7 protein-coding genes are annotated in these 10,201 nt (G+C 65.1%); 3 read left to right on the top strand and 4 right to left on the bottom strand.

What is annotated here, in order from left to right; translation table 11 throughout:
- Nucleotides 1–379: 379 nt before the first annotated feature.
- A complete protein-coding gene (locus MKL20_RS02670) occupies nucleotides 380–2,728 on the bottom strand; it encodes a TonB-dependent receptor (RefSeq protein WP_244035373.1) in 2,349 nt (782 codons plus the stop codon).
- 253 nt (nucleotides 2,729–2,981) lie between these two features.
- Here MKL20_RS02670 and MKL20_RS02675 point away from each other — a divergent pair, with 253 nt between their 5' ends.
- Both MKL20_RS02675 and MKL20_RS02680 read left to right on the top strand, forming a co-directional pair.
- Nucleotides 2,982–4,169 carry a PepSY-associated TM helix domain-containing protein gene (locus MKL20_RS02675; RefSeq protein WP_244035374.1) on the top strand — a complete coding sequence of 396 codons (1,188 nt, stop codon included), beginning with the start codon at nucleotides 2,982–2,984 and terminating at the stop codon, nucleotides 4,167–4,169.
- Nucleotides 4,170–4,186: 17 nt separating this feature from the next.
- Entirely contained in the window at nucleotides 4,187–4,864 is a 678-nt protein-coding gene (locus MKL20_RS02680; RefSeq protein WP_243939925.1) for a Fe2+-dependent dioxygenase, read from the top strand.
- A 573-nt stretch (nucleotides 4,865–5,437) separates the two neighbouring features.
- On the opposite strand, the gene MKL20_RS02685 is transcribed toward MKL20_RS02680, so the two are convergent.
- Nucleotides 5,438–7,015 (bottom strand): DHA2 family efflux MFS transporter permease subunit, encoded by a 1,578-nt coding sequence (locus tag MKL20_RS02685; protein ID WP_244035375.1) that lies wholly within the window; start codon nucleotides 7,013–7,015, stop codon nucleotides 5,438–5,440.
- A complete protein-coding gene (locus tag MKL20_RS02690; RefSeq protein WP_243970584.1) occupies nucleotides 7,012–8,097 on the bottom strand; it encodes an HlyD family secretion protein in 1,086 nt (361 codons plus the stop codon). Before MKL20_RS02690 ends, MKL20_RS02685 begins: the two co-directional genes overlap by 4 nt.
- A gap of 210 nt (nucleotides 8,098–8,307) precedes the next feature.
- Here MKL20_RS02690 and MKL20_RS02695 point away from each other — a divergent pair, with 210 nt between their 5' ends.
- Nucleotides 8,308–8,988 carry a TetR/AcrR family transcriptional regulator gene (locus tag MKL20_RS02695; RefSeq protein WP_244035376.1) on the top strand — a complete coding sequence of 227 codons (681 nt, stop codon included), beginning with the start codon at nucleotides 8,308–8,310 and terminating at the stop codon, nucleotides 8,986–8,988.
- A gap of 230 nt (nucleotides 8,989–9,218) precedes the next feature.
- On the opposite strand, the gene MKL20_RS02700 is transcribed toward MKL20_RS02695, so the two are convergent.
- Nucleotides 9,219–9,962, bottom strand: a complete 744-nt coding sequence (locus MKL20_RS02700) for a dienelactone hydrolase family protein (protein WP_244035377.1) — start codon at nucleotides 9,960–9,962, stop codon at nucleotides 9,219–9,221.
- Between the last annotated feature and the right edge of the window lie 239 nt (nucleotides 9,963–10,201).

The following is a 10,201-nucleotide window of genomic DNA, read 5'->3' on the forward strand; positions in this document are numbered from 1 at the left end:
CGTTCAGTAAGGACTCGCATCGCGCCGTTGGGCGTTCCCATAGTGGCGAACGTAGCCTTAATGGGATGTCCTCAAGCGACACTCTCAGCTTAGCCTGAATGTCCGGGTTTGGCCGTAAGCGGAACGGCCGCTTCGGAGAATGCCGGCCGGAAAAGCGGACAGCCTCCTATCGACCCTTTGCAGGCTTTCGGAATGTCTGCTTATCGGCGACTTAATTCGCCCCAAATGGCCAAGTTTGGCCGAAAGCTGTCTGACTGTTTTCAGGCGAGCAACGAGGTGAAGCAGATTTTTCCGCTTGTAATCTCGCCGACAGAAGCATGCCGTCCGGCTGTGTGATCACGCCAGCATCGCTCGATTGATCCGGGGAGGTGGAACGCGTTCAGAACGTCAGGCGTGCCGTCAGCACGAACGTCCGACCTGGACCGGGCGTGGCCGAGCCGTAACCAGAGACGCTCTCGAAGTTCTTGGTATCGGCGATGTTATAGACGTTGAGCTGCAACGCCGCGTTTTCGGTAAGCCGGTAGGTGGCCAGTGCGTCGAACCGCCAATAGCCGGGCACGAGGGCGGTGTTCGCCGAACTGGTGAAGCGCTCGCCCACATAGTACGCGCTGCCGCCGACCGTCAGGCCCGGCAGGATCAGGTAGGTGCTGGTGAGCGCGAACGTGTTGTGCGGCGTGTTGGCCAGGATGTTGCCCGGCGTCGACACGAAGGCGCCCGTGGTATTCTGGGCGCTCTTCAGGACGCGGCCGTCCAGATAGGTGTAGCCGCCGAACACACTCCACGCGTCGGTGATCTTGCCGGCAACGCCAAGCTCGAAGCCCTGCACACGCGTGGTGCCGACCGTCGAATAGATACCGTTCGTTGAGTCGACGGCTTCGATCGCGTTCTGCTGGGTGACCTGGAACACAGCGCCCGTCAGGCTGAGCTGACTATCGAACAGGTCGTACTTGGCGCCGGCCTCATAGGTCTCGTTGGTGGTCGGCTTGAGGTTCTGCTGGCCGCCGGTGATCGTCAGGTACTCGCTCGATGGGTCGAACGAGGTTCCGTACATGAAGTAGACGCTAGCGTTGTCGACTGGATGAACGACGGCGCCCGTCCGCCAGCTGACGAACTGCACCTTGTTGACGACGTTGTACGGCGTTGTCGCGTTCAGCGGGCCGGTCTCTATGTAGCTCGGCGTTCGAACGGTCGCCGCGTGCTGGTGGACCGAGAGATCGTCGTACCGAAGGCCGCCCAGGATCTCAAGGTAGCGGTTGATCTTGACCTGATCGCTCGCATAGACGCCGACCGTGTTGCCGACGTCGTAGGTGTCCGTACTGCTGGTTGGAACGACACCCGGACTGGTCGGATAGGGATTGGGGAAACCGACGTTGACACGTGAACCACCCGCGATGTTGGTCCGGTACTGATCGCGGGTCTCCTGACTGAGCTCGATCCCGCTTAGCAGCGTGTGCTGAAGGCCGAACGTATCGATGTGGCCGACGAGATCGGTCTGGTTCGTGAATAGCGTGTTGACGGTGTGGTTCTGGAAGTCGTTCGTGTTGTTCACGTAGAGGCTGCCCAGTGGACGCGCGAACAGGGCTGCACTCGAAAGCGCCGCGCCGCCGGTGGCCTGCCCGTACAGGTTCGTACCGTTGACCTGGACACCGCGGACGCGCACGAACCGATCGATCAGCGAGTAGCGCGTGGTGTTTGCGATGCTCCAGTCCTGATCGAACGTGTGCTTGTACTGCAGCGTGCCGATATGGGCGTCGACCTGCTCGGTGTCGGAGAAGCCCGGGCTGAGGCGGCCGAAGTAAGTGTTCTTCGAGACCGGCGCAGGTCGGCCATAGTAAGTGCCGAAGTAGCCACCCGGCAGAACCGGGATGCCGTAATCCGGGATATTATTGTCCTTCTGGTAGATGTAGCTGACAGTGACCTGATCGTCCGGTGTCAGGTTCGCCCGAAGCGAAGGGGCGACGCCGAAGCGTGTGGTGTTGATGTGGTCGCGGCCGGCGACATCCGTATCGTTGGCAAGGAATGCGAGGCGGATGGCGGAGTCGCCAAGGACCGTGTTGATGTCCCCGGTGACGCGCGCGCCCGGTGCGCTGTAGCCCGACGCGTCGATCTGCACCTTGTCGGCGGCGAAGAATGGCAGCTTGCTGGTGACGTTGACGACGCCGCCGGTCGAACCGCGCCCGAACAGGAACGAGGACGGACCTTTGAGCACCTCGACGCTCTCGATGCTGAACGTGTCGCGCGTGTACCAGCCAGGGTCGCGGACGCCGTCGCGGTAGAAGTCGTTGCGGGCGGAGTAGCCGCGGATGTTGATGTTGTCGCCCTGCGTGCCTCCCTCGCCGCCGAACATGGTGATGCCGGGCACATTGCGCAGCGTCTCGACAAGCGTCGAGTCGCGCTGATCCTGGATGAGCTGCTGCGGGACGACCGTGATGCTCTGAGGGGTGTCGAGGATCGGGGTCGGCAATCGCTGCAGCTGAAGCTGCCGGGGGTTGTATGGCGAGCCTGTGGGCGGTCCCGACGTGGTGACGTCGAGCTGGTCCATGACGATCGACATGGCCTCTTGCCCTGCTGCCGGCGCAGCGACGAAGGCCAGCGAGGCTGCGCCGAACGCAGCCTGCGAGAGGCGGGTCAATCCGGCTGCGCGAGGGCTGGATCCATTGTCGAATGAGGAGCTGACCCCATCATCGGCGGCCGAGAAAAGTTCGGCGATCAGTTCCTGCTTCTTCATAACAATTCCAGGATACCCGCCCCGTACGTATCTGCCGGGTATCTTAATCCGCATTCTAATATCAATCGGAATCTTTGTATCTGAAATCTTTTGCTGTTATTTCTTGATTATAATAATTCAAAACTGAAGATATACTAGATGAATTCTAAGCTAGCTGATTTGCTTTCGATGGAGTCTTGAACCAAGACCGGCCGGCGGTGACCGAGCGGGTGCAAGACCGATGGCGTTTGAACGACCCCCTTCCTGGCGCACGATGTTCCGCAAGGTGCATCTGTGGCTCGGGATCGGCTTGGCGCTCCTGATCGTGCCGATCACGCTCACCGGCTTGGTCCTCGTGTTCGATGACGAGATCGACGAGGTCCTCAATCCCAGCTTCTACGCGACCACCGGCACGGCTGTGGCTCGTCCCGCGGACGAGTACATGCAGGGCGCAAGCGAGGCCGTGGGCGGGCGAGCTGCGATGCTGCGCTGGCCGAACGGAGAAGGCAGGCCGGTTACCGTCATGGTCCGCCTCCAACCCCCACCATCCGCGGTTGAGCGCAAGCTGGACGGTGAGCGTGGCACCAACCGGAGCGGCAGGCCCGAGGGCCAGGCCGGCAACAGGCGGCCGCCCAGCCGTCTCGTCTATCTCGACCCACCGACCGGCGCGGTGCTCGGCATCAAGGACTTCCGTAATTCGTTGATCGGGCAGGTCCACGTCTTCCACGAGAACCTGATGGTTCCGGAGTACTCCGGCCGCGCCATCGTCGGCTGGACGGGCGTCGCGCTGCTGCTGCTGTCGTTGACCGGGCTGGTCCTCTGGCTGCCGCGCAATGCGCGCCTCATGCGCGCCTTCGCCTGGCGCCGGGGCCCAACGATGAGCATCAACCTGCACCACCTCGCGGGCTTCTGGATCTCGATCCCCTTGGGATTGATGGCGCTCACCGGCATCGTGCTGGCCTTCCCGCCGCAGGCGAGCGCCGTGCTGAACGCGTTCGACACGCCGCAGCCACCTGTCAGGCGCACCGGCGCCGATCCACTCATGCCGCACCCGGCACTCACGGCGGAACGTGCCATTGAGATCGGGAAGGACGCTGCCGAACCCGAGACACCGCGGATGCTCGCTGCGCCCAGCATCACCACGAGGGCGTGGCGCTTGGAAGTCGAGGCTCCAGATGGCACGCGGCACTCGATCAGCATCGACGACGCGACCGGGCAAGCGACGCTGGAACGACCGCCGCGCCGCGGGGATGTCATAGGCACCTGGATGCGACGCGTGCATGAGGGCCGCTCACACGGCCCGATCTGGGCCACGCTGGCGGGCCTCTGCGGGGTCCTGCCGACGCTTCTGGCGATCACCGGCGTACTGATGTGGCTGCGGAAGCGGCGCAACAAGGCGGCGCTGCGGGGTGGCACCTCCGCATTGACTGACTCGCGTATGATGCCCGCCGAGAGCGCCTAGCCAAACGGACCCATCCCATGCTCGTACATATCCCGCAGGTGCTCAGCGCAGATCAGGTCGCCCGCTGCCGTGCGATCATGGATCGTGCTGCCTGGACCGACGGCCGGGTCACCGCCGGGTTCCAGTCGGCGCAGGTCAAGAAGAACCTTCAGCTGCCGGAGGGCACTCCGGAGGCTCGCGAGCTCGGCGACATGGTCCTGCTCGCGCTCAAGCGTAGCCCGCTGTTCCTCTCGGCCGCGCTGCCGCAAACCGTGTTCCCGCCTTTGTTCAACCGGTATGACGCCGGCATGACCTTCGGCGCACACATCGACAACGCCATCCGGCAGTCGCTGGACGGCCAGCGCATCCGGACCGACATCTCGGCGACGCTGTTCCTCAGTGGGACGGACGAGTACGACGGCGGCGAGCTAACGGTCGAGGACACGTACGGCAGCCACGCCGTCAAACTTCCTGCCGGTGATCTGGTAATCTATCCAGCCGACAGCCTGCACAACGTCACGCCGATCACGCGCGGCTCACGAGTGGCCTCCTTCTTCTGGATCCAGAGCCTGATCCGCGACCGGACCCGCCGGGCCCTGCTGTTTGACCTCGACACTTCGATCCGGCATCTGACCCGCGACGTACCGGGACACGAGGCCCTGGTGTCTCTGACGGGGACCTATCACAACCTGCTTAGGCAATGGGCCGAGACGTGACGTGCTTCGTCGATGCGATCAGCCTTTGCCGCAGCCGCCTGCACATCAGCACGCTCCATTCGAATATTCGCCCTTCCACGAGCAAGGCGTCGCCGCTTCACATACGGCGGTACCGCTAAGCTGCGGGCGACTGTCAGCGGCTGGTTCGAGGCGCCTACGTCCGCTTCCGCAGTTGAACGTGTACAGTCGGGGTCTCCGCGCTGAACGCGGAGCCGAAGGTCCGCTTCCGGGCGTCAACCCAACTTCCGCTGCCCACCCAACCCGACCGTTCACCTGCGCCTACCAACACGGCCGATGCTGTCCGGAAGCAGCACGTCCGCTTCGGAGGCAATCCGGTGCAAAAGCAGACGATCCCCAACCGACCAATGTCAGACGCCCGAACCGCCGTTGGCGCCTCCCCAAAGCGGCCGTTCCTCGTCAGTCCGGCAGTTTCGTCTCGGCGTGGGACGCGGACTTCAATGGCCCATACGGAAGATTGCGGCCGGCCTACGCGAGAGGGGGTTAATGCGTAGACCGGCCGTCCATCATGCGGTCGACGACCATCGGACCGCATGATCGATTCGAGCCGTGGGGTCAGTGGGCCTCGATGGGGCTCGCCGTCCGCTGCGGCTTCTTCAGGACGGCGACCACGGCGAGGCTCAGCACGAGGCTGACGCCGACGAGATAGAAGCCGTCGGCATAGGCCATGACGTAGGCCTCGCGGCGGACCTGGGCCGCCAGCATGCCGAGGGCGGCTCCCTTAGCGGCTGCCTGGTCGACGATGTGCCCGTGCAGGCCGGCAGCCAGGGCGGCGATCCGATCCTGGGTGCGCGTGGCGTTCACTGTGATCGCCTCGGCCAACACCGAGAAGTGCATGTGCTCGCGCCGGTCGATCATCGTCGACAGCATCGCGATGCCAATCGAGCCGCCGAGGTTGCGCATCATGTTCGACAGGGCCGAAGCGTCGGCGGTGTCGCGTGGGCTCAGGCCGACGGTGGAGAGCTGCGAGAGCGGGATCGTGAACAGCGGCTGGCCAATGGCGCGCAGGAGCTGCGGCAGGATCAGCTGATCGGCCCCGACGTCGTGGGTTAAGCTGACGTTGATCCAGCAACTCGCGATGAAGAACAGCGTGCCCGCGACGACAAGCAGCCTCGCGTCGAGGGTCCGCATCAGCAGGGGCATCATCGGGAACAGGACGAGCTGCGGCAGGCCCGACCACATCACCACGTAGCCGATCTGCTGGGCGTTGTAGCCCTGGATCTGCGCGCAGTAGACCGGGATGATGTAGATCGATCCAAACGAGACCGCGCCAAGCACGGTCATCAGCACGCAGGCCCCGCCGACCGAGCGGTTTGCCAGCACTCGCAGGTTGATGAATGGACGCTCGGCGATCAGCTCCCGCACGATGAAGCCGGTGATGCCGGCGGCGGCCAGGAGGCTGACCTGGACGATGATGGGGGACCCGAACCAGTCCTTCCGCTGACCCTCCTCCAGCACGTAGGTCAGGGCCGGCAGGCCGGTGGCCATCAGGCCGATGCCGATCCAGTCGCCCTTCAACAGCTCAGCCCAGCGTGCCGGGGCGTTGTCGAAGGCCCCGAGCTGGATCCCAGCAGCGAGCGGACCGAAGATCAGGTTCAGGTAGAAGATGTAGTGCCAGGACAGGTTGTCGGTGAGCCAGCCGCCCACCGTCGGGCCGATGGCCGGTGCGAAGGTGGCGGTCAGCCCGAACAGCGCGATGCCGATCGGTTGCTGGCTCTTCGACAGGCGCGTGCGCACGATGACGATGGCGGTCGGGATCAGCACGCCGCCGGTGAATCCCTGGCCAGCGCGAAACAGGATCATCTGCGAGAGCGAGGTCGAGAGCGCGCAGGCGAGCGAGAAGGCGGTGAACAGCATCGTGTTCACGGACAGGTAGCGGCGCAGGCCGATCACCGACGAGAGCCAGCCGGTGAGCGGGATCACGATGATCTCGGCCATCAGGTAGGCGGTCGAGATCCAGCTGCCTTCCTCGGTCGAGGCGCCGAGCGCCCCCTGAATGTCGGCGAGCGATGCGTTGGTGATCTGAATGTCGAGGATGGCGGTGAACGCGCCGAGGATCGCGCCAAACACCGCGAGCCAGTCGCGTGCGCTCGCCTTGACCTCGGGCCTGCCCACGGCCGGCACGACGCTCATCGGGGGAGAGCCTCGCTGACGAGAGCATGGGCGGGTCGATGATTGCGGGGCTTCACCGGCTCGACGGCGTCATGGATATGAACGGTGGCTTCGACCGAGAGACCCGGGCGCAGGCGGCCGAGCATCGGATCGGCCTCGTCCAGGGCGACCCGCACGGGCACGCGCTGCACAACCTTGGTGAAGTTGCCGGTGGCGTTCTCGGGCGGCAGCAGGGCGAACTGCGCGCCGGTGCCGGGTGAGAAACTCTCGATCCGCCCCTCGAACTCGTGGTCGCCCAGCGCGTCGACGGTGAAGGTCGCGCGCTGGCCCTCCACCATCTGCCCGGTCTGGGTCTCCTTGAAATTCGCAACGAGGTAGATGTCGCGACCCATCGGCACCACGGTGAGCAGGCCGGTACCGGCCGATACGAACTGGCCGACGCGCAGCGAGCGGTCGCCGACCGTGCCGTCGATGGGCGCGACGATGGTTGTGTAGCTGAGGTTGAGCTGGGCCTGCTCCACTTTCGCCTGCGCGGCCTCAAGGCTCGCGCGGGCACTGCCCTCCAGTGCCCTCAGGCTGTCGACCTGCTTCCTTGCCGCCTCAAGGGAGGCGACGGACTTGTCGTGCGCCGCCCGCTTCTGGCGTAGGTCGGAGTCTGCCTGCTGCTGGCGCTGTGCCGTGCCCGAGCCGGTCTGCAGCAGGTTCTGGTAGCGGGTATATTCCTTGCCGGCGAAGTCGAGCGCCGCATCGGTGTTCTCGACCTCCGCCTTGGCCGAGGCGACCTGCGCCTGCTGCTGCAGGATAGCGGCGGCGGTCCCCAGCAGTTGGGCACGGCTCTTCCCGACCTCGGCCTCGGCCTGCTTGAGCATCACCCGGTACTCGCGGTCGTCGAGGCGCGCGATCACGTCGCCGGCCTTCACGGGCTGGTTGTCACCGACCAGCACTTCGGCGACGTGGCCGGCGATGCGCGGTGCGACCGTCACCTTGTCGGCCTGTAAATAGGCGTCCTCGGTGGTCTCCAGGAAACGGCCGACGGTCCACCAGTGCCAGCCGTAGGTCCCGCCCCCGCCCAGGGCGGCAAGGAGTAGGACCGGGACGATCACGCGCGCTTTTCGCCGCTTGGGCGCCTGCTGCCCGGCGGTCCTGGCCCCCGGGGAGGCCAGCGCGGGACCGCCAGCGACCATTGTAGTAGCGGTCGAGGTTCCGGGCTGGGGAAGGTCGCTGGGTCGAGCGTCCATGATGGTGGCCAACATCAATACGATACGGTAAGGTATCGATATATGACGGCATGAGGCATGACAAGGAGCACGACGATGGCAGCGACCGCCGAGCCCGAGTCGACGGCGAAGCGTGGTACAGGCGGTCGACCGACGCGCGAGGAGGCCGCTCGGCGCGAGGCACGCATCGTGGAGGTCGCCACCCGGCTGTTCATTGAGCGCGGCTTCGACGGCACCTCCATCGACGCGGTGGCGGAAGCCGCCGGCGTCAGCAAGCCGACTCTTTATTCCCGGTATCAGGACAAGCGTGCCCTGTTCGAAGCGGTCCTGCAGGATCGGATCCGCGAATGGCTCGCGCCCCTCTCTGCGGCGGCCGAGATGCAGGCGCTTCGCGCCGCCCCGAGGGACGCCGCAACGGTTCTGGACGAGTTGAGCCGCAACCTCCTCGCCCGGTCCCATGCACCGGGGGCTGCTGCGCTGACACGCTGCATTGCCGCCCAGGCCATACAGTTCCCCAACCTCGCCAGGCTCGCGTACGAGGAGGGCTGGCTCCGCGGCGTCAGGGCTGTCGGTCGCCTCCTCGTGGTCATGGCCGAGCAGGGACAAATCGCGATCGACGACCCGGAGATCACCGCCGACCTGTTCCTGAACCTCGTTTTAGGACGCAGTTCGAAGCAGGCGCTGTACGGCATCGAGGTTGATGTGGAGGTCCAGGAGAAGCGCCGCCGCGCGGCCGTCGCCCTCTTCCTTGCCGGCGTCCGTCCCAGTCCTGCTTGAAGAGCGCGACCGCTATCTTGTTTTAGGCGGCGGATCGCCGTGCTGCCCCTCGAGACGCCTGCAACCGGCCATTCCCGGCTTTTGCACAGGGTCGAGACCGGGCACGAAGACAACGGCCGCTTCTCTTCATTGCCGAGCCAAAGCGGACAGGCGGCTATCCACTCGACCTCGCCGATCAGGCTATTTCTGGGTCCGCCCGTGAGCGGACGCCGGATCAGTGTCGTGCGTCATCACTCGCCGCCGTGTAGAGTCCGGCCGAAGAGCGCGAGCATTTCGCCCCAGCCACGCTCTGCGGCGGCGTGATCGTAAACTGGAAAATCCGGCATCATCCAACCGTGCGCGGCGGGATAAGTTTGTGTCGTATAGCGCACGCTGGCCTCCGTCAGAGATCGCTGCAGCCGCTCGGCCATCGCAGGCGGGTAGCTGCCGTCGTTCTCCGCCACGCCAATGTAGACCTCCGCCTTCAGCTTCGGCGCGAACAGGTGAGGGCTCGTGGGCGCATCGTTCGCGAGATTGCCCCCGTGAAAGCTTGCGGCCGCCGCGAACCGCTCGGGGTAGGTTCCCGCTGTAGCCAGGGCCATGCCGCCGCCCATGCAGAAGCCCACCACCCCAACCTTGCGACCTCCGACGTCGTCACGCGTGTCGAGGTAAGCGAGCATGGCCTCTGCATCTTCAGCGGCCTTCAAGGGGCTGGTTGTAGCCATCAGCGGTCCAAGGACCGCGCGAAAGTCGCCCGCGAACACCTCCTTGGGCACGAATGGCCCGTAGGGTCCGTAACGGTAGAAGAGATCCGGCAGCAGGACGATGTAGCCAGCGACAGCGAGCTGCTGCGCCATGTCGAGCATCGCCGGCCGGATACCACCGGCGTCCATGTAGAAGATCACCGCGGGCCATGGTCCGCCGCTGGTGGGGATCACGACGTGCGAAGGGCAATCGCCGTCGCGCGTCCGGATCGTGACTCGCTCGCTCGGCATGGGATGCTCCTCGGCCGGACATTCGCAGTGTCCGCTTCGAACCACTTACGACCACCAGCGGACCGGCCGCAAATCACCCAGCAGAGACACTCGCGGAAGCCTAGCACTACTTTGGCAGTTTGACTTCAGGGTGGCAGATTGAGAACGGCGTCACAGTGCGGGCATCGCCGCGGTGGTGGCTGACTGAGGTGATCCAGGATGGCTTGGCGGATCGCCGGCATCGATGGCTGGGGCGGCGG

It is taken from the genome of Methylobacterium sp. E-066 (genome assembly GCF_022829635.1).
Classification (GTDB): domain Bacteria; phylum Pseudomonadota; class Alphaproteobacteria; order Rhizobiales; family Beijerinckiaceae; genus Methylobacterium.

Excerpts from the sequence above, each read along its gene's own strand:
- MKL20_RS02670 (WP_244035373.1), bottom strand. The coding sequence starts at position 2,728 with ATGAAGAAGCAGGAACTGATCGCCGAACTTTTCTCGGCCGCCGATGAT.
- MKL20_RS02700 (WP_244035377.1), bottom strand. The coding sequence starts at position 9,962 with ATGCCGAGCGAGCGAGTCACGATCCGGACGCGCGACGGCGATTGCCCT.
- MKL20_RS02675 (WP_244035374.1), top strand. The coding sequence starts at position 2,982 with ATGTTCCGCAAGGTGCATCTGTGGCTCGGGATCGGCTTGGCGCTCCTG.
- MKL20_RS02685 (WP_244035375.1), bottom strand. The coding sequence starts at position 7,015 with ATGAGCGTCGTGCCGGCCGTGGGCAGGCCCGAGGTCAAGGCGAGCGCA.
- MKL20_RS02695 (WP_244035376.1), top strand. The coding sequence starts at position 8,308 with ATGGCAGCGACCGCCGAGCCCGAGTCGACGGCGAAGCGTGGTACAGGC.
- MKL20_RS02680 (WP_243939925.1), top strand. The coding sequence starts at position 4,187 with ATGCTCGTACATATCCCGCAGGTGCTCAGCGCAGATCAGGTCGCCCGC.